Raw genomic sequence first — 19,440 nt, 5'->3', positions numbered from 1 at the left:
TTTAGGACGTACCTTATTTTTGGCAAGCAGAGCAGAAAAAGGTGTTACGCTGACCAATTTTCAGCGCTTCAATCGCTTGCCCACACGCTGGGCAAGGCTGCTGCGCTTTGCCATACACATTAAGCTCTTGAGCAAAATAGCCCGGTTTGCCATCCGCTTGTGCAAAATCTTTTAAGGTTGTGCCACCTTGTTGAATCGCCGTTGCTAAGACTGATTTAATTTCTCGCACGAGGCAATTCCACTCAGTCAGTGTCAGCGAATGAGCGGGCCGAGTGGGGAGAATTCGCGCATTAAACAGTGATTCACTCGCGTAGATATTGCCTACGCCAACCACCACTTTATTTTCCATAATAAATTGCTTAACAGCGATACGTTTATTGTTCGCTTTTTGCACAATATAATCTGCATCAAAATCATCGGTTAATGGCTCAGGACCGATATTACTCAACACCGAGTGGCTTTCTCCTTGCTCGCACCATAGCCAAGCGCCAAATCGACGTGGATCGTGGTAGCGCAGTACCTTTCCATTGGTTAATCGCAGATCAACGTGATCATGCTTGCCTGCCGGAAAATCACACTCCAATACTCGCAATGAACCTGACATTCCCAAATGAACAATCGCGCTGCCAATATCGGTCTCTATCAATAAATATTTGGCCCGGCGGGCAATATTGCGGATCACTTGCCCTTCTAACTGTTTCAGCTCTTGAGGGATGGGCCAACGTAATTTTGGCGTGCGAAATGTCAGTTGCTGGATCGTTTGCCCAACTAGATGCGGGCTAATCCCCATTTTACTTACTTCAACTTCGGGTAACTCAGGCATGATAAATCTCGATTCTTCGTTCGTCGTTATTGGGTATTGGTTATTGGTTATTCGTTCTTTGTTTGTTCAACGCTCGCGAGAAATAATGACTCAGTTCGGAAAAAGAAAAGCTTCTTCTACCGAAAGTGCCACCCATTTCTCTTGCCAATTTTTCAATAACCAAAACTGGGGGGTTTGGTAGTAGGTGATCCTTTGCGGCTCTTCGCGATCCTGATACCACACCTCCACGGTTTGTGGGTTACGTAGTAGAGACGCAAGCGACTCGTAAGTGGCATCATCAACTTCAGTACCAACTAAACTCTGCCAGCGTTGTGCCAATATTTCAGGAGCAACTGAAATTGCTTTGCTTGATCGCCAACGATTCTGATTCAGTTCAAGTGACCAGTCAGTAAAATGCAGTGCTTGCAGCTGTGCATTTGGATTAATCACATAAGGATAAGGGCTAGCAGGCGGTTCAATAAGATAAGTTTTGATGACTGTGGGTAAATTCAAAATGGCAATAAAAGCAATAACAGCCAAGATAAGAATATTATTCCAACGGCGGCGATTGATACGCATAAGTGATCCCTAAGAGTTTATCTTTGAGTAACTTAGCACATTATTGTGAGAGCTGACATTGCAGGGTACAAATTCCAGACAATAAAAAACCCAGCCAAAGCTGGGTCTTTCAATGCTTACAAAGCGTAAAATCAATTACTTGATTTTGCCTTCTTTGTAAAGAACGTGCTGGCGAACTACTGGATCAAATTTCTTGATCTCAAATTTGCCTGGCATGTTGCGTTTGTTCTTGTCAGTTGTGTAGAAGTGACCAGTACCTGCAGAAGATATTAGTCGAATTTTCTCACGAATGCCTTTAGCCATTGCTCAATTCCTCTTAAACGTTTTCGCCACGTGCACGGATATCAACAAGAACAGCATCAATGCCTTTCTTATCGATGATACGCATGCCTTTAGCAGTTAGACGTAGTTTAACAAAACGTTTTTCGCTCTCTACCCAGAAACGATGAGTTTGTAGGTTCGGCAGAAAACGACGCTTAGTAGCATTTCGTGCGTGTGAACGGTTGTTACCCGTTATTGGACGCTTACCAGTTACTTGGCATACTCGGGACATGAATGTCTTCTCCAAATCGTTTCAGCTCGATATCAACCTTGGTGGCCGAACCTCGTTCTCGATGTATTAAGAAGTTTGAGGTTAAAAACCGTTATGGAAAATCCATACAAGGCTATCAAAGGTCGCGTATTATACTAACTTGACATGCATTGCTCAAGACCCGAACAGATCCTTTTTACGGATTTGGCGATCTTTTTTTAAGCAGAGCTGATTTAGGTTGATAATTTAGTGCGCGAATCATACCAGAATAATCTTAAGTCACAACCTAAAATGTGATTCAAATCCACCCTCTTTCTGCAAAAGAAATTACCTCGCCGTCGCCCACCACAAAATGGTCCAAAATACGGATGTCCACTAACGCAAGCGCATCGGTTAATCGACGTGTGATTCTGCGATCGGCTTGGCTAGGCTCAGCAACGCCTGACGGATGATTATGAGCCAATATTAATGCCGCCGCATTATGGTGGAGCGCTCTTTTAACCACCTCACGAGGGTAAACGCTGGCCGCGTCAATCGTCCCCTCAAACAATACTTCATCGCTGATCACTCGGTGTTGATTATCCAAAAACAGAATATAGAAGGCTTCTCGATGGCGATCGCGTAGCACACTCGATAAATAAAGCTTGGTTTGCTCTGGGCTAGTCAAAGCGCCACCTCGTTTGAGCGTTTCGGCCAAATAGCGCTGCGTCATTTCAAGCACCGCCTGCAATTGAACGTATTTGGCTTCGCCCAACCCTTTATGGCGGCAAAACTCTTGCTGGTTGGCCGAAAAAAGCGCTCGAAGTGATCCAAACTCGCGCAGCAGCAGATCCGAGAGAGCGAGCACATTCATTCCTTGAGTGCCAGTACGAAGGAAAATCGCCAGCAGTTCAGCATCCGATAATGCCTGAGGACCGCGAGCAAGCAATTTTTCGCGTGGCATTGATTCTGTGGGCAGTGATTTGAGGCTCATTAAGCACTCCTAGGGTCTAAGATACCCAGACAACATAGAGAAATAGCCAAGCCTGCAACTTTGCTTCTCTTTATTTAGGCTTGATTCATGGTTTTTTGTAATTGATAAGTGATGGAAGACGCAGAAACACTCGTCCAATATGAAAGGATTGAGCGGATCATAAGGTCACTCGATGCGAGAGTTGTGCTAACATAATGCGCAGAATTTTTGAGGAAAAGACAATGCAAACACTGGCAGGAAAGAAGATTCTGCTCGGCATTAGCGGCGGTATTGCTGCGTATAAATGTGCTGAGCTAACGCGTCGCTTGATTGAACGAGGCGCTCAAGTACAAGTGGTGATGACCCACGCGGCAAAAGAGTTTATAACGCCACTGACCATGCAAGCCGTCTCTGGCAGGCCAGTTTCAGATAGCTTATTAGACCCAGCCGCCGAAGCGTCTATGGGCCATATTGAACTTGCCAAATGGGCAGACTTAGTCCTACTGGCTCCCGCGACTGCGGATCTCATCGCGCGCGTCGCCGCAGGGATGGGTAATGATTTACTCACCACTTTGATTTTAGCCACCAATGCGCCAGTGGCTGTCTCGCCGGCAATGAATCAGCAGATGTATCGCAATATCGCCACACAAGAGAATATTGCCACGCTTAAACGCCGAGGCATGATGATTTGGGGCCCTGCAGCTGGTGAACAGGCGTGTGGCGATGTTGGCCCAGGCCGCATGCTTGAGCCAATGCAATTGGTTGAGCGCTGCGAGTTTTTTTTCCAAACAGAGGTGGCAAACAACACACTGCTCGCCGGTAAGTCACTGTTGATTAGCGCAGGCCCAACCCGTGAAGCACTCGATCCAGTTCGCTATATCAGTAACCACAGTTCAGGCAAAATGGGGTATGCGATTGCGCAGGCCGCCGCTCAATTGGGCGCGAAAGTGACTCTGATCAGTGGCCCGGTCAATTTGCTCACACCGCCACAAGTACAACGTATTGATGTGGAAAGTGCCTGCGATATGCATCAGCAAGTGATGGCGCAAGCGCAATCACATGATGTGTTCATCAGTTGCGCCGCCGTAGCCGACTATCGCCCTGAGATCGTCGCCGATCAAAAGATCAAAAAAACCGATGCGAGCGATCACATGCTCATCACCATGGTCAAAAATCCCGACATCGTCGCCAGCGTAGCTGCACTGAAAGAAAACCGCCCGTTCACGGTAGGCTTTGCGGCTGAAACGCAGCAAGTTGAAAAATATGCCCGCGCTAAACTGCTCAACAAAAAACTGGATATGATCTGCGCCAATGATGTTTCTGTTGCGGGCCAAGGCTTTAATAGTAACGACAATGCGCTGACCGTTTATTGGCAAGGCGGAGAGCAAGCATTACCTTTGAGTTCAAAATCTGCATTAGCTCACGCGCTGATGCAACTGATCGCGAGTCAACTGTAGGCTACAAACAGACGTTCTAAGCTTCTTTTAGGGTTCATAGCGTTTATTGGGTGGTAAAATCACCACCCAGTTCAATCATTTTCATTTTTACGCTACGCAGTCCGAAAACTGTCCGTTAAACTACTGCGCTTAATGGACAATACCCAAACCATCTGAAGGGTATAAATATTTGCTCACAAGCATGTGGTAACTAAAAGGAAATCGGGTCATGGCCGTCAATAAGAAAATCAATCGTCGTGAAGAGATTCTACAAGCACTCGCTGAAATGCTGGAATCTAACGATGGTGCATCACGCATCACCACAGCAAAGCTAGCCAAACAAGTGGGCGTTTCTGAAGCGGCTTTGTACCGTCATTTTCCGAGTAAAGCACGGATGTTTGAAGGCTTGATTGAGTTTATTGAAGAGTCTTTAATGTCGCGGATTAATCGCATTTTGGATGAAGAGAAAGATACACTCAACCGCATCCGCTTAGTGCTACAGCTTATCTTGGCTTTTTCGGAACGTAACCCGGGCTTGACACGAATTTTATCCGGCCATGCTCTAATGTTTGAAAATGAGCGACTGCGTGAACGGATCAACCAACTGTTCGAACGCATAGAAACGTCACTACGTCAGATCCTTCGCGAACGTAAACTGCGTGAAGGTAAATCCTTCCCCGTCGACGAAAGCATTTTAGCCGCGCAACTGCTTGGCCAAGTGGAAGGAAGCCTAAATCGCTTTGTGCGATCTGACTTTAAATACCAACCGACGGCAAATTTTGAAGAGTATTGGGCATTATTAAGCGCTCAGATTCAGTAAAAACAAACCACCACCGTCGTGACAAAGAATCATCATCAGTGAAAGAATCAAGAGTAATGAGCAAAGAAAAATACGGTAAACCTGAGTTTTCCCTCTCGCTACTGCACCCTAAATATTGGGGCGTGTGGCTTAGCTTTGGGCTACTCGCTTTAATAGTCAACCTGCTTCCTTATTCTGCGTTACTAAAAATAGGACGCAGCATGGGCGCGTTTGGAATGCGCTTTGCTAACAAGCGAGTACACATTGCCACGCGTAATCTACAGCTATCTTTTCCAGAGAAAAGTGCAGGTGAGATTGAGCATATTGTTAACGAAAACTTTAAAAACACCGGCATGGCACTGATAGAAACCGGAATTACTTGGTTTTGGCCGACTTGGCGTTTTGCTCGCCTGCTTGATGTGAAAGATGTCAGTGCCCTTTTGCAACTCAAACAAGAAAAACGTGGCGCACTGCTGTGTTGCGTACATGCGTTAAATTTAGAAATTACAGCACGTGCTTTTGGTGTAATAGGCCTTGAAGGCTATGGCGTTTACCGCCCACACAGCAACCCTGCGTATGAATTTATCCAATACCGTGGTCGCACACGCAATGGCAATAAACTAATCTACCGCACCGACATTAAACAGATGATCCGCGTACTCAAAAAGGGCGAACGCCTATTTTATCTACCCGATCAAGATTACGGCCATAACAAATCGGTGTTTGTTCCCTTCTTTGCGGTCAAAGAAGCGTGTACCACCACAGGCACCAGTATTCTGGCTTATACTAGCCAATGCGCGATTGTCCCTGGTTCAGGGTTTCGAAACGCCAACGGAAAATATGAAATCATCGCCGATAAAACCATTGATGGCGACTATCCAAAAGATGACATGACCGCCGCAGCCGCTTACATGAATAAATACGTTGAAGAAGTGATTCTACGCGCACCAGAACAGTGGATGTGGCTGCATAAGCGTTTTAAATCTTTGCCAGATGAAACGTTAACTAACTCTCGCTATTTATAACTAGAAAAAGGTTTTGCTTTCAATGAGCAACAACGAAAACAGCACAGACAAACACTTGCACAACCCCACATTCCAATGGTCTTTTTTACACCCAAAACATTGGGGAACTTGGATTGGGATCTTCTTTGCCGCTCTGTTCGCCTTTATGCCACCCGCATGGCGAGATAAGCTAGCGCGCAAATTATCCACCTTTGCGGTACGCAAAAACGGCCGTGTTGTACGCCGCACGCGAGTGAATCTGGAAAAATGCTTTCCTGAAAAATCCCCGCAAGAACGCCAGGCTATTTTGGAAGAAACCTTTGTCAAAGCAGCACAATACATGCTCGGTTATTCGGAGTTTTTGGTTCGTTCCACGAAACACAATCAGCAACGCGGCATCATGATTGGTGAAGAGAACTTATTGCCATTGTTAGATGCTGGCGAGAACGTGATCATCCTCGCCCCTCATGCTTGGGCGGTCGATTACCCTGCGGTAATGCTTGCGGCAAAAGGCTATAAAGTAACCACCATCATGAAGCCACAGCGCAATCCTATCGGTGATTGGTTAATGCACGTCCAACGCATGCAATATGGCGGGCGTATTTTTGCACGTGATGCTGGAGTAAAACCGTTTGTACGTTCAATTAAAGATGGATATTTAGGCTACTGGCTGCCCGATGAAGACTTTGGCCCGGCCAACTCGGTCTTTGTTCCATTCTTTGGCACTGAAAAAGCCACGTTAAAAGGTTTTGGTAAAATGGCGCGCCTATCAAAAGCGAAAGTCGTGCCAATTTTGCCTGCTTATAACGATAAAACCTGTAAGTACGAAGTGCATATTTTGCCTGCATTAGAAAACTTTCCAACGGGCGATGAAGAGCAAGATGCACGCGCTATGAATAAGGCGATTGAAGATTTAGTCACACCACGCCCAGAACAGTACATGTGGAATTTATCACTGTTGAAAACGCAGCGTGATGGCTCGGAAATTTACGATAACTCGCACCATGGCGATCAAAGTTAATCGCTAGAATAACTAAACTAACTAACAAGCCCCGAGCGACAAACTCGGGGCTTTTACTTTTCAATAAGTGGCTCTACGATTCGCAAATAAGTTGATGCTTAAATTCCGTACTGAGCACGATACGCTTTTACCGCCTCAAGGTGCTTAGCATCTGCCCCTTTCTCTTCAAGGTAAGTAACCAGATCGGTCAGGCTAACAATTGAGATGATCGCGCAACCAAAATCACGCTCGACTTCTTGAATTGCAGAAAGCTCTCCTTTGCCTTTTTCTTGGCGGTCAATTGCTACCAAAACACCAGCAAGATCCGCACCGTTAGCTTGAATGATTTCCATCGACTCACGAATGGCAGTACCAGCTGTAATGACATCATCCACCAGCATAATGCGCCCTTCTAATGCGCTACCGACCAAGTTACCGCCCTCACCGTGGTCTTTCGCTTCTTTACGGTTAAAGCAATACGGCGTATCAACATCATGATGATCAGCCAACGCTACTGCAGTTGTAGTCGCAATTGGGATCCCTTTGTACGCAGGTCCAAATAGCACATCAAACTCAATCCCAGAATCGACCAAAGCAGCGGCATAAAAACGCCCTAAGCGCGCTAAGTCACGGCCAGTATTAAACAAGCCAGCGTTAAAGAAATAAGGGCTTTTTCGGCCAGACTTCAAAGTAAACTCGCCAAACTTCAAGACTTCTTTTTCTAGTGCAAATTCAATAAATTCACGCTGGTATGCTTTCATGATTTTCTCTCTCTTAACTCATACACTTTGGTTTATTTCTCTTTCCCAACAAGAACAACCCCCTCCTAGCCTCCCCCTAAAAGGGGGAGGTACTAAAGTGGTGCTCACCTCCCCCGAAAAGAGAGAGGTACTAAGCTGGTGCTCACCTCCCCGAAAAAGGAGAGGTACTAAGATGCTGCTCGCCTCCCCGAAAAAAGAGAGGTACTAAGCTGGTGCTCACCTCCCCCGAAAAAGGAGAGGTACTAAGATGCTGCTCGCCTCCCCGAAAAAAGAGAGGTACTAAGATGGTGCTCGCCTCCCCTAAAAGGGGAGATACTAAGATGATGAATTCCCTCCCCTCAAGGGCGATATTAGGAACACTTCCTTCATTCCCTCTCCTTATAGGGGAGGGTTAGGGTGGGGTCATCACGTACAACAATACAATGAATAAAACGGGCAAAAAAATAGCCCCCAACTGGGAGCTACTTGATCAATCTAATAACGATGCTTTCTGCGCTTCAACAATATCAGCGATGCCTTTCTTGGCAACGGCCAGTAAATCCATCAGCTCTTCATGGCTAAACGGTTCACCCTCTGCGGTGCCTTGAATTTCAATCATCTTACCGTTTTCAGTCATCACCACATTCATATCTGTGTCGGCGGCAGAATCTTCCACGTATTCCAAATCACATAAAATGTTTTCACCCAAGATGCCAACTGAGACAGCAGCAACATGGCCTTTCATTGGATTCTTCTTCAATTTGCCGCTAGCAACCAGATGAGCAAACGCATCCGCTAGTGCCACACTTGCGCCCGTAATTGATGCAGTGCGAGTACCGCCGTCCGCTTGAATAACGTCACAGTCAACCGTGATCATCACCTCTGGCATTGCCTCTAAATCCACCACAGCACGTAAGCTGCGAGCGATGAGACGTTGAATCTCCATGGTGCGGCCACCTTGTTTACCGTTGGTCGCTTCACGACGAGTCCGTGAATGGGTTGCACGTGGCAGCATGCCGTATTCTGCAGTAACCCAACCTTTACCCTGACCTTTCAACCAGCGAGGAACACCCTCTTCGACAGTGGCATTACACAATACTTTGGTATTACCAAATTCCACCAATACTGACCCTTCAGCATAAGCAGTGTAGTTGCGAGTGATTTTAATTGGGCGAATTTGATCGGCCGCGCGGTCATTTGGACGCATAGTGCATCTACCTTTTATCGGGTGAGACGGAATCGATTGGGGCGAGATTATAGCGGATTAGCCGCCTTGACGCTAGGTTGGTCACCCTTTGCATTGGCGTGAACCTAGTACACGCGTGAAGCTAGTGCTAACATACCTCTCGTTTGATATTTCATCTTCGTGAGCAAAGGACAAATCAATGATTTACAGCATGACCGCGTACGCGCGTAAAGAAGTTAAAGGTGATTGGGGTACTGCGGTATGGGAAATCCGCTCGGTAAACCAACGTTATCTTGAAACCTACTTCCGCCTGCCGGAACAATTTCGTGGTCTTGAGCCTGTACTGCGTGAACGCTTTCGCCAACGTTTAGCGCGCGGCAAAGTAGAATGTCACTTACGTTATGAAGCAAACCCTGCGGCTAAAAGTGAGCTGAATATCAATGAAGCACTCGCCAATCAAGTGATTAAAGCCGCCAACCAAGTAATGCACATGACGGGCGAGTTAAGCCGCATTAATCCATTTCAAATCATGCAGTGGCCCGGCGTAATGGAAACGCCAGAACAAGACATGGACAGCATTAATAAAACCTTATTAGCAGGCTTTGATGACGCAATCATTGAATTCATTGACGCACGTGGCCGTGAAGGTGACAACATGAAGGCGTTAATCGAACAACGCCTGACGGCGATCAGTGAAGAAGTGGTCAAAGTGCGCGCACGCATGCCAGAAATCCTGCAATGGCAACGTGAACGTCTACTGACTAAGTTTGAAGAAGCAAAGATTGAGCTTGATGCGACACGCGTCGAGCAAGAGCTGATTTTACTTGCACAAAAATCAGACGTTGCCGAAGAGTTAGACCGCCTCGATTCGCATGTCAAAGAAGCACGTAATGTGCTCAAAAAAGGCGGCTCATGCGGCCGTAAGCTCGATTTCATGATGCAAGAATTTAACCGCGAATCGAACACGTTAGCCTCGAAATCAATCAGCACCGACATTACGGCCTCTGGCGTAGAACTCAAGGTTCTGATTGAGCAAATGAGAGAGCAAATTCAAAACATCGAATAAGGGTTTTTGAGTCTCTCTAAGCTTACCAAGCCCCTGTAAATAGGGGCTTTTTTCAGGAAATTACAGGGTTTTGCCTCTGTTTTCAACCAGCTGGTGAGTAACTTTCCAGCACGAGAGAGAATACTATGACGAATTGTGCTTTACCCCAAAAGTCTCTTGATTTCAAATATCGATCCAATATTGCGTCCAGTTATGGCTGCTTTTTAAGAATTTCCGATCTTAAAGTTAACAATCAAAATTACTCGTGACGGACTTGAAACAATTGCGCTAACTCATTAATTAACCAAGTAGCGGCTAATAGATCTGCACTGCCGCCGGGGCTTAAGTGTTTTTCAATCATCGCGCTATCGAGCGCCGTAAGAGCTTGTTCAATTTCTTGATATAAAAAGCCGCCTTTGGCGAGCAGTTGCTGCGCTTGCGCTTGCACAAAATGCAGCCCTTCTAATCCACCGCGAGCAGCGAGGTTGCTGTCGTTATTGTTGGCCATCAACACCAATAAGGTATGCCACAAGGCTTGCTCGATGCTGGCTCCTTTGGTTAAACAGGCTTGGTAGGCTGGCAGCGCATGTTGCATCACCATCGCAAGGCCAGAAGCGGCTTCACCGCGTGCGCCGGTTAAACCGTACCGACGATAAATTCGCTCGCCTGCCGTTTCGGGAGCCGATTCACGCTTCGCTTTTAGCTCATCAATAATCAAAAACTGGCAAGCTTGGCGAATGGTTTCGCCAATATGCTGCGCATCAATTTTGAGTTGATTGGCTTTGAGCCACCCCACAGAGCCGCAAATAAGCCCCAAGATAAAAATCATCCCTTTATGGGTGTTCACCCTTTGAGTGGCAGCAAACATGGCTTGCTCAGCTTCTATGCCAATCGGGCGCAAGGCGGTCAGCAACTGAGCGGCCGGATTTCCCGCGCTCTCCCAACCTGCACTGACAAAAGATTGCAGATAAGGCGCAATCGCCTCAGCACTGGCGATAAAAGTGTTGAGATCCATATCGCGGTGTGCGCCATTATTAGCAGTATCCACCAAACCCGGTTTAGGGGTGAGATGCACCTCTAACATCATGGCATGATAAGCCAGATGCCCCACTAAGCGAGGCAAGCTGAACGTTTTCGTGCCACTTGTGCCAGAGGCTTGGCTAGGCAGTTCAAGCAGAAGATCAAGCGCAGCAGGAATAGTCATGAACCATCTCCTCGATTTTAGCCAACAAAGCCTCAACACCGTGCTGCCGCGAGCGAGCACAGATCACCGCATCACGTTCACACAGCAAGCAGCGCCGTCTTGGCAACTGCGCACCTTGGCGCGAGATAATATGCCCATCGACATCAAGCACATCCAGATCCATCAGTCGCCCTAGCGGGTGCTCGCGTTCAATCTTCATCATGGCTTTTTTCAACATGCTGGCTGAAGGAGCCTGAATCACCACAAAGGCTTCCGGCCCCGTTTTTTCCACCAACAGCTGACAAGCCACTTGCCGCCAGCCCGTTTGCTGACACAGTTCTTGAATGGCACGCATACCTGCATCCATCACGGTTTGGCTGGCAGCGTTGAGCTTAACCGCGCCCGGCATGTTAACCGTGAAAGAAACCAGAGGCAGTGAATGGCGTTTTAGCCACTCACCTTGTTGCCGAACCCGCACTTCTTTACGCAGAAGTAGCTGGTCCAGACTGACTGAAAGATCCGGATGGTGACTCATAGGCTTTTTACCTGCTTGATAACATCAATGATCGAACCGTCACGGTAGTGAACAAAGGCAACGGTTTTGTCTTCAAATTGCAACGGCTGGGGTTTACCCGTCAGCAACTCCGCACGCTGTTGCAACGCTTCAATCTCGACAACGGGCAGTTGCGCCGCGATGAAACGCGCTTTCAGTTCGGGACGATTCGGGTTTACCGCGATACCTTGATCCGTCACCAACACATCGATGGTGGCTCCTGGGGTGATGATGTTAGTGACCTTCTCGACCACGGTCGGAATGCGGCCACGCACCAAAGGCGCCACAATAATCGATAAGTTTGCCGCCGCCGCCGTGTCACAATGACCGCCGGATGCGCCGCGAATTACCCCATCAGAGCCGGTGATCACGTTAACGTTAAACTGGGTATCAATTTCCAACGCACTCAAGATAACCACATCCAGCCTATCCACCGCCGCCCCCTTCGAGCTTGGGTTGGCGTATTCGTTAGCAGAGATTTCGAGATGATGTGGATTGCGCGCTAACGAGCCCGCCGCCACCGAATCGAAACACTGCACATCGAGCAAGTAATCAATCAGTCCCTGTTCATGCATTTCCACCATAGTCGCAGTGATACCACCGAGAGCGAAAGAAGCGCGAATGTTTTGGCGCAACATCTTCTCTTTCAAAAAGCGCGCAACCGCGAGCGATGCACCGCCCGAACCGGTCTGCATTGAAAAACCATCATAGAAATAGCCTGAATGCTCGATGACTTCTGCAGCGCGTTTGGCAATCAGAAGCTCGCGTGGGTTGGTGGTCATGCGCGTGGCATCCCCACCGATTTTGCTTGGGTCGCCCACTTCCGCCACCTGCACAACCGCATCGACGCGGTCTTGAGTAATCGATGCAGGGAAATTCGGGAAACCGACGATGGCTTCAGTCAGCATCACCACTTTTTCAGCGTGTTCGGCATCGACTTTGGCATAGCCGAGTGAGCCGCAATTGGATTTGCCTTTAAAGCCGTTGGCATTACCAAATTCATCACAACAAGGTACGCCAATAAACGCCATGTCGATGTACAGTTCACCGCTTTGGATCAAATGCACGCGACCACCGTGCGAGTGAATATGCACGGGCTCATCAAGCAGGCCGTTAGAAATGCTGTCGGCCAGCGCACCACGAATCCCTGAGGTGTAAATCTTGCTCACTACGCCGTTTTTGATGTGTTCAATCAAAGGCGAGTGACAAGAGGTGAGCGAGCTTGAGGCCAGCGTGAGGTTTTTAATCCCCAATTCGGCAATCACCTCCATCACTAGGTTGACGGTTTTATCGCCGCCGCGAAACGCATGGTGGAAAGAGATGGTCATGCCATCTTTTAAGCCAAGATCAACAATCACTTCACGGATCGAGCTTTTCACTTTGCGGCTTTTTTTCGCTGACTCATCCAGCAGATGCGGCGTAATCGCGTGCGCTTGGGTGTAAGGCGTCAACGCGTAGCGTTCCACTTCCAGCACAGACAGAGGATTATTTAATGTATTGATACTCATGAGATGACCTTTAGTGTTTTATGCCGGATTCAGCACGTTGCAGTGTCCAACGTGCGCGTTCGATGATGGGTCCATCGACCATTTTGCCGTTGAGAGAGACTACGCCCAGCCCTTTCGCTGCCGCTTCTTCGGCGGCTTCGATAACCGCGATGGCGTGATCGACCTCTTTTTGCGTTGGGGCAAACACGTTGTGCAGCAGGTCAATCTGACGTGGGTTAATCAGTGATTTGCCATCAAAACCGAGCTGCTTGATATGCTCCGCTTCACGCAAAAAGCCTTCTTCGTTGTTGGCATCGGAATACACGGTATCAAACGCCATGATCCCAGCAGCACGCGCCGCTTGCAGAATGGAGCAGCGTGCAAACAGCAGCTCAATGCCTTCCGCTGAACGCTGCGTGCGCAGATCACGCACATAGTCTTCCGCACCAAGCGCAATCCCAATCAGGCGGCGTGAGCTAAAGGCAATCTCAACCGCATTGTTAATGCCTTGCGCACTTTCAATCGCGGCCAACATACGCGTGCTGCCGACTTCGCGTCCGCATTCACGCTCGATCTGCTCGATGACTTTTTCCATCTCAATCACATCGTTAGCGTTATCGGTTTTCGGCAGACGCACCACTTTGGCTCCACCGCGCACCACGGCATTAAGGTCTTTGATGCCGAATTCAGAATCGAGCGGATTGACCCGCACCACGGTTTCCATCTCTTGATACATAGGGTGTTGCAGCGCATGGAACACCAACATCCGCGCGGTGTCTTTTTCACGCAGCGCGACCGAGTCTTCCAGATCGAACATGATGGAGTCGGGTTGATAGATAAAGGTATTGCTGAGCATGGCGGCATTCGCTCCCGGCACAAATAACATACTGCGACGAAGTTTGGTCATGATAGTTGGCTCCACTCAATGTTCTGAACTTCACAAGCGCGCATTACTGCCGCCTGTACGCGCGCGCGGATCACACAATCCAGCGCACCTTTGTCTTCGATGGTGACCAGCGCATCGTGCACTTGCATCGTTTCGAGGGTGCGCAGCACGACCTGACGAATCGCATGACCAAATTGCTGCTCGACGGTACTGTCTAACACCAGTTCAATACCGCCATCGTTATTGGGTTCAATCCGAACCTGAAGATCACTGGACTCCAGTGTTCCCGCAAAGGCGGGATGGGCAATTTTCATGGGTACAACCTTGTTGATGAGTTATTGGATAAAACAGTGTCAGCACCGCGCTCATACCGCTAACAGTTGCGGTGCGGCCTGTAGCGAATGTTCCGCATAATGCTGACAAAGGTAGGAATAAGTCGTTTTCGGCACGAGATCGGCAATCGCGGCAACGCCAAATTGTTTGAGCAAATAGCGCACGCGCGATGCGGAGATCGGCTGCGAGGCTTGCTGACTACGCTCAATTTCCACTACTTGGATCGACGCACTAACATCGTGTGCTTCTTCTAACCAGCGGCGCATGGCTTGGTTGTAGTTACGCGTCACCGTACAAATCGGCTCACTGCCGACAAAGCGGTGCGTAATGCCAAGGGCTGGCGCGATTGAATGGCGGAAAATACTTAAATCCAGCGCGGTATGGGATTGATTGACCACTTGCTGATCTTTAATAAAATAACTAGGGAAGGTCGCGCGCGAAATAATATAATCCGAGCCAGAATGAATAGTTAAATTCAATAAGTGTTTACTGCCTGCCTTAATCATGGCCATACGGTCAGCGTAAGAGAAATCTTTATTCTCTGCTTTTACCACAAATAAATGCACCCAATCACATTGTTCACAGGCTTGTTCAATTAAATATTGATGGCCTAAGGTAAATGGATTGGCATTCATCACAATACTGCCAATTTTACGCCCAGACATTTTTAATAACTGCAACTGTTTGCAATAAACTGCAAGACGATTTGGGCTATTTTCTAATAAAGCAATATGCGGTTCGACTTTATCGACTAAGAAAAAACCGCACTGTCGGAATAAATCCACATTGGTCGGCTTAGTGAATAGAAAGAGTGAAAATCGCCCCATTTCATAAGCGAAGTTGGTTAATTCGGTCATCAATTTGAGCGCAAAACCAGTCCCTTGCAGCGCAGGAGAAACCGCAATGGACTTCAGCACATGCCCCGCAATTCCACCGCAAGCGATGATTTGGTTTGTACCGTAAGCCACCACAAAATGCTCAACATCCTCATCAACCGTGAGCTGATGCTGGCAGAGAAACTCTTTGATCTGCAATAGCTTGGTTCGATTCTTGGTTGAAACTCGCGAGAAGGTATAAATATCCACCATGGTCGGCTTCCTCACCTATTTTTTCTGGCTTTATTATCTAAATTCAGCCGAAAAGGTTTAATGAGGGTAATCACTTTATTTCCCGTGGTTAACGCTCTTTATGGTTTTAATGAATTTAATTTTTATATCTTTAATTTTAAATTCTATTTATTTATCTATCTAAAATTTAAATCATAAAAACCATTGAGATTTTTAAAGCCACTGGTTTGGATGACTATTTTCACAATTATCACTGACTATTTTATTTAATGTAGTAAAGGTCTTAATAACCTCATTGGACATAAAAACATGAACGAAAAAACCCTATATTTAGATAAAAAGTCCGCAGGTGGATTGAATCTAAGCCAGATAAAAATATTTGGCACTCCACTCCCTTTATTTTTATTTTTACTGATCACTGTATTAGCCGCCCATATTACTGACACTTTACCTAGCGGTCTGGTCGGTGGTTTTTCTTTTATGTTTGTCATCGGCGCGATATTTGGCGAAGTTGGCAAACGCCTACCTATTTTTAATAAATACATCGGCGGTGCACCGGTAATGATTTTCTTGGTTGCTGCTTGGTTCGTCCACATGGGCTGGCTCAGCGACCGTGAAATAAAAACCGTGACCGAAGTGATGGATAAGAGCAAGTTCTTGGATCTGTTCATCGCAGTACTCATTACTGGCTCCATTTTGGCGGTCAACCGTAAACTACTGATCCGCTCTCTAGCCGGTTACATTCCGACCATTCTGGCTGCGGTTGCCGGTGCGGCGATATTTGGTATCGCTATCGGTCTCGTATTTGGTATCACTCCTGATCGCATCATGATGCTGTATGTGCTGCCGATTATGGGCGGTGGTAATGGCGCAGGTGCAATTCCACTTTCCGAGATATATGAATCGGTCACTGGTGGTTCAAAAGAACAATACTACTCAGTAGCGGTCGCCATTTTAACTATCGCTAATATAGTGGCTATCATCGTAGCTGCTGCTCTGAACATTATTGGTGAAAAGATCCCATTATTAACTGGCAATGGCGAGCTAGTACGCAGATCAAAACTAGACGTCAATGAAGAAGCCCAAAATCTTAATATCACTCACCGTGAAATTGCGATTGGTTTAATGCTGGCCGCATGTGTGTACACCTTCTCTTACGCTTTATCGAAAGAAATTCTGCCCGGTTTTGGCTCGATTCAGATCCACACTTTTGCTTACATGGTGGTGATCATCGCCATCCTTAACGCGGCGGGTTTGTGCAGTGATGAAATCAAAGAGGGCGCGAAACGCCTGTCGAATTTCTTCTCAAAACAGATGCTGTGGCTATTGATGGTCGGCGTTGGTATTGCTTACACCGATCTGGCGGAAATCATCAATGCCTTAACCTTTACTAACGTGATTATTGCCACTGTTATTGTACTTGGGGCAACTTTGGGTGCTGCTTTAGGTGGTTGGGCGATGGGCTTCTATCCTATTGAATCCTCTATCACCGCAGGTCTGTGTATGGCTAATCGCGGCGGTTCTGGTGACCTTGAAGTGCTCGCGGCCTCTAACCGTATGAATTTGCTCTCTTACGCACAAATCTCTTCACGTCTGGGTGGCGGCATTGTGCTCGTTATCGCCAGCGTGGTGTTCGGTATGTTTGTTTAACTCTTTAACCCTTGCTCCTTGGGATTATTTGGCGCGCCTAGCGCGCCTCTTTTTTCTCCCTATTTTCAACCCTGTTTTTATCACTGGAAGTGACTATGCAATCAACCTCACTATTCCTCGAAGGGATTAATTTGCTGACCCTGGGGATGGGCTTTGTGTTCATCTTTTTGATTTTCTTAGTATTTGCAACTCGCACCATGTCGTACTTGATTGTACGTTTTGCCCCGCCTCAAGTACCAACCAAAACGGGCAATAAAAAAACACCAGCCAATAAGGCTAAATCCAAACAAAACCAAGGTGAGTTGCTCGCGGTGCTCACCGCCGCTATCCATCACCATAAAGCACAACAAAAATTATCTTAGTGAAGGAGAAATAACAGATGACTCAGGCGATTAAACGCGTAGGTGTAACAGATGTCGTATTACGCGACGCTCACCAATCTCTTTTTGCCACTCGCTTACGGATTGACGACATGCTGCCGATTGCGCAGCAATTAGATCAGATCGGCTATTGGTCTTTGGAATGTTGGGGAGGCGCGACTTTTGACAGTTGCATCCGCTTTTTAGGCGAAGACCCATGGCAACGCCTACGCTTGCTCAAACAAGCCATGCCCAATACGCCACTGCAAATGCTACTGCGCGGACAAAACCTACTCGGCTATCGTCACTATGCTGATGATGTAGTGGATACCTTTGTCGAGCGCGCAGTGAAAAATGGCATGGATGTGTTTCGCGTATTCGATGCGATGAATGATGTGCGTAACATGCAACAAGCACTACAAGCGGTGAAAAAGATGGGTGCGCATGCGCAAGGCACGCTCTGTTACACCACGAGTCCAGTGCACAATTTACAAACTTGGGTCGACATAGCGCAGCAACTGTCGGAGCTGGGTGTCGATTCGATTGCCCTTAAAGATATGGCCGGCATTTTAACCCCGTATTCTGCCGAAGAGTTAGTCTCAACCCTGAAAAAACAAGTGGATGTCGAATTGCATCTGCACTGCCACTCCACTGCTGGCCTTGCCGATATGACCTTACTCAAAGCGATTGAAGCGGGCGTTGATCGGGTCGATACTGCGATTTCCAGCATGAGTGGCACTTATGGTCATCCAGCGACGGAATCTCTGGTCGCCACCTTGCAAGGCACGGGCTACGACACCGGGTTGGATATCGCTAAGCTCGAAAATATTGCGACCTATTTCCGCGATGTACGCAAAAAATACCACGCCTTTGAAGGCATGATGAAAGGCAGTGATGCACGTATTTTGGTGGCGCAAGTCCCGGGCGGTATGCTGACCAACATGGAAAGCCAACTCAAACAGCAAAACGCACTTGATAAACTCGATTTAGTGCTCGAAGAGATCCCGCGTGTACGTGAAGAGCTTGGCTTTTTGCCACTAGTGACTCCGACGTCACAAATCGTGGGTACACAAGCGGTGATCAACGTCGTAATGGGTGAGCGTTACAAAACCATCACCAAAGAAACCAGCGGAGTACTGAAAGGTGAATACGGTAAAACACCTGCGCCGGTCAACGTGCAGTTGCAAGCTCGAGTATTAGCAGGTGCTGAGCCCATAACCTGCCGCCCCGCTGATTTGATTACTGCTGAAATGCCAACCTTGCAAGACCGCGTATTGCAGCAAGCTAAAGAGCAACACATCACTCTCGCCAAGAATGCGATTGATGATGTGCTGACCATTGCGCTGTTCGATCAAGTGGGTTGGAAGTTCCTCGCGAATCGCCATAACCCAGAAGCATTTGAACCCGCACCACAAGCAGCAAAAACTGGTGACGCCTCTCAAATGCCTGCGGCAAAAGCCAAAGCCGCGTCAGTGGAAAGTCAGTCCGTCGCAAGTAACGGTGTCTACACCATTACCGTCAACAACCAAAGCTATGTGGTGAAGGTAGATGAAGGCGGCGAGCTGACACATGTCGCGCCAGCAGCGTCGGCCAATAACGCACCAGTACCGAATGCAGCAGAAGGTGAAAACCTCGCAGCACCTCTTTCTGGCAATATCTGGAAAATTCATGCGGCAGCAGGTGATGAAGTGGCTGAAGGCGATGTCTTGCTGATCTTAGAAGCGATGAAGATGGAAACTGAAATCCGCGCACCACGTGCTGGAGTGATCAGTGTCATTGAAGTCAATGAAGGCGATGCAGTACAAGTCGGCGAAGCCTTGCTAGTACTAGCATAATCAGGGACAAAA

20 protein-coding genes and 1 pseudogene are annotated in these 19,440 nt (G+C 47.7%); 8 read left to right on the top strand and 13 right to left on the bottom strand.

The genetic code is table 11. From position 1 onward, the window contains the following. Positions 1-13: 13 nt before the first annotated feature. From mutM to radC, 5 genes are all read right to left on the bottom strand, one after another. Complete coding sequence (gene mutM, locus AACT42_RS19685; protein WP_094132192.1) at positions 14-823, bottom strand: bifunctional DNA-formamidopyrimidine glycosylase/DNA-(apurinic or apyrimidinic site) lyase; 810 nt, start codon at positions 821-823, stop codon at positions 14-16. Between the two features lie 90 nt (positions 824-913). Further along, the gene (locus AACT42_RS19680) at positions 914-1,381 is read right to left on the bottom strand and encodes a hypothetical protein (protein ID WP_013855728.1); all 468 of its coding nucleotides are present in this window, start codon (positions 1,379-1,381) and stop codon (positions 914-916) included. 135 nt (positions 1,382-1,516) lie between these two features. Beyond that, positions 1,517-1,684: a 50S ribosomal protein L33 gene (rpmG, locus tag AACT42_RS19675; RefSeq protein ID WP_010318992.1), complete on the bottom strand. Its 168-nt coding sequence runs from the start codon at positions 1,682-1,684 to the stop codon at positions 1,517-1,519. A gap of 13 nt (positions 1,685-1,697) precedes the next feature. Further along, complete coding sequence (gene rpmB / locus AACT42_RS19670; protein WP_004397476.1) at positions 1,698-1,934, bottom strand: 50S ribosomal protein L28; 237 nt, start codon at positions 1,932-1,934, stop codon at positions 1,698-1,700. A gap of 277 nt (positions 1,935-2,211) precedes the next feature. Next, entirely contained in the window at positions 2,212-2,886 is a 675-nt protein-coding gene (gene radC, locus AACT42_RS19665) for a RadC family protein (protein ID WP_010318993.1), read from the bottom strand. Positions 2,887-3,107: 221 nt separating this feature from the next. On the opposite strand from radC, the gene coaBC reads away from it, so the two are divergent. The 4 genes from coaBC (at position 3,108) to lpxM (ending at position 7,125) form a co-directional block, all read left to right on the top strand. Continuing rightward, complete coding sequence (coaBC, locus tag AACT42_RS19660) at positions 3,108-4,322, top strand: bifunctional phosphopantothenoylcysteine decarboxylase/phosphopantothenate--cysteine ligase CoaBC (protein ID WP_064626049.1); 1,215 nt, start codon at positions 3,108-3,110, stop codon at positions 4,320-4,322. A 208-nt stretch (positions 4,323-4,530) separates the two neighbouring features. Continuing rightward, complete coding sequence (gene slmA / locus AACT42_RS19655) at positions 4,531-5,121, top strand: nucleoid occlusion factor SlmA (protein ID WP_013855724.1); 591 nt, start codon at positions 4,531-4,533, stop codon at positions 5,119-5,121. A 56-nt stretch (positions 5,122-5,177) separates the two neighbouring features. Next, a complete protein-coding gene (lpxL, locus tag AACT42_RS19650; protein ID WP_094132193.1) occupies positions 5,178-6,125 on the top strand; it encodes an LpxL/LpxP family Kdo(2)-lipid IV(A) lauroyl/palmitoleoyl acyltransferase in 948 nt (315 codons plus the stop codon). 22 nt (positions 6,126-6,147) lie between these two features. Then, positions 6,148-7,125: a lauroyl-Kdo(2)-lipid IV(A) myristoyltransferase gene (gene lpxM, locus AACT42_RS19645; protein WP_094132194.1), complete on the top strand. Its 978-nt coding sequence runs from the start codon at positions 6,148-6,150 to the stop codon at positions 7,123-7,125. 98 nt (positions 7,126-7,223) lie between these two features. Here lpxM and pyrE read toward each other — a convergent pair whose 3' ends face one another. Together pyrE and rph are read right to left on the bottom strand one after the other, a co-directional pair. After that, the gene (pyrE, locus tag AACT42_RS19640; RefSeq protein ID WP_013855722.1) at positions 7,224-7,865 is read right to left on the bottom strand and encodes an orotate phosphoribosyltransferase; all 642 of its coding nucleotides are present in this window, start codon (positions 7,863-7,865) and stop codon (positions 7,224-7,226) included. A 469-nt stretch (positions 7,866-8,334) separates the two neighbouring features. After that, complete coding sequence (gene rph / locus AACT42_RS19635; RefSeq protein ID WP_017042236.1) at positions 8,335-9,051, bottom strand: ribonuclease PH; 717 nt, start codon at positions 9,049-9,051, stop codon at positions 8,335-8,337. Positions 9,052-9,229: 178 nt separating this feature from the next. On the opposite strand from rph, the gene AACT42_RS19630 reads away from it, so the two are divergent. Further along, entirely contained in the window at positions 9,230-10,096 is an 867-nt protein-coding gene (locus tag AACT42_RS19630; protein ID WP_094132195.1) for a YicC/YloC family endoribonuclease, read from the top strand. Positions 10,097-10,334: 238 nt separating this feature from the next. Here AACT42_RS19630 and citG read toward each other — a convergent pair whose 3' ends face one another. The 6 genes from citG to citC are packed head-to-tail and all read right to left on the bottom strand — an operon-like array spanning position 10,335 to position 15,605. After that, positions 10,335-11,279 (bottom strand): triphosphoribosyl-dephospho-CoA synthase CitG, encoded by a 945-nt coding sequence (citG, locus tag AACT42_RS19625; RefSeq protein WP_094132196.1) that lies wholly within the window; start codon positions 11,277-11,279, stop codon positions 10,335-10,337. Further along, positions 11,257-11,793: a citrate lyase holo-[acyl-carrier protein] synthase gene (citX, locus tag AACT42_RS19620; RefSeq protein ID WP_017048258.1), complete on the bottom strand. Its 537-nt coding sequence runs from the start codon at positions 11,791-11,793 to the stop codon at positions 11,257-11,259. Before citX ends, citG begins: the two co-directional genes overlap by 23 nt. Then, entirely contained in the window at positions 11,790-13,319 is a 1,530-nt protein-coding gene (gene citF, locus AACT42_RS19615; RefSeq protein ID WP_094132197.1) for a citrate lyase subunit alpha, read from the bottom strand. Before citF ends, citX begins: the two co-directional genes overlap by 4 nt. Before the next feature lie 10 nt (positions 13,320-13,329). Continuing rightward, on the bottom strand, positions 13,330-14,205 hold the full coding sequence (citE, locus tag AACT42_RS19610; protein ID WP_000164137.1) for a citrate (pro-3S)-lyase subunit beta: 876 nt from the start codon (positions 14,203-14,205) through the stop codon (positions 13,330-13,332). Further along, positions 14,202-14,498 carry a citrate lyase acyl carrier protein gene (gene citD / locus AACT42_RS19605; protein ID WP_017048255.1) on the bottom strand — a complete coding sequence of 99 codons (297 nt, stop codon included), beginning with the start codon at positions 14,496-14,498 and terminating at the stop codon, positions 14,202-14,204. The genes citE and citD overlap by 4 nt, the downstream gene beginning before the upstream one ends. Before the next feature lie 51 nt (positions 14,499-14,549). Next, on the bottom strand, positions 14,550-15,605 hold the full coding sequence (gene citC / locus AACT42_RS19600) for a [citrate (pro-3S)-lyase] ligase (protein ID WP_017048254.1): 1,056 nt from the start codon (positions 15,603-15,605) through the stop codon (positions 14,550-14,552). Positions 15,606-15,893: 288 nt separating this feature from the next. Here citC and citS point away from each other — a divergent pair, with 288 nt between their 5' ends. The 3 genes and pseudogenes from citS (at position 15,894) to oadA (ending at position 19,428) form a co-directional block, all read left to right on the top strand. Next, positions 15,894-17,234, top strand: coding sequence for a citrate/sodium symporter CitS (gene citS, locus AACT42_RS19595; RefSeq protein ID WP_017050620.1), 1,341 nt, complete (start codon positions 15,894-15,896; stop codon positions 17,232-17,234). Continuing rightward, positions 17,227-17,596 (top strand): annotated as a pseudogene (locus tag AACT42_RS19590) (OadG family protein). The gene citS and the pseudogene AACT42_RS19590 overlap by 8 nt, the downstream one beginning before the upstream one ends. A gap of 17 nt (positions 17,597-17,613) precedes the next feature. After that, positions 17,614-19,428 carry a sodium-extruding oxaloacetate decarboxylase subunit alpha gene (gene oadA, locus AACT42_RS19585; RefSeq protein WP_094132198.1) on the top strand — a complete coding sequence of 605 codons (1,815 nt, stop codon included), beginning with the start codon at positions 17,614-17,616 and terminating at the stop codon, positions 19,426-19,428. Positions 19,429-19,440: the final 12 nt, after the last annotated feature.

Source organism: Vibrio sp. V15_P4S5T153, from assembly GCF_963874485.1.
Taxonomy (GTDB): domain Bacteria; phylum Pseudomonadota; class Gammaproteobacteria; order Enterobacterales; family Vibrionaceae; genus Vibrio; species Vibrio anguillarum.
Note: the sequence above shows the minus strand (reverse complement) of the source record. Positions and strands in the feature narration are given on the sequence as shown.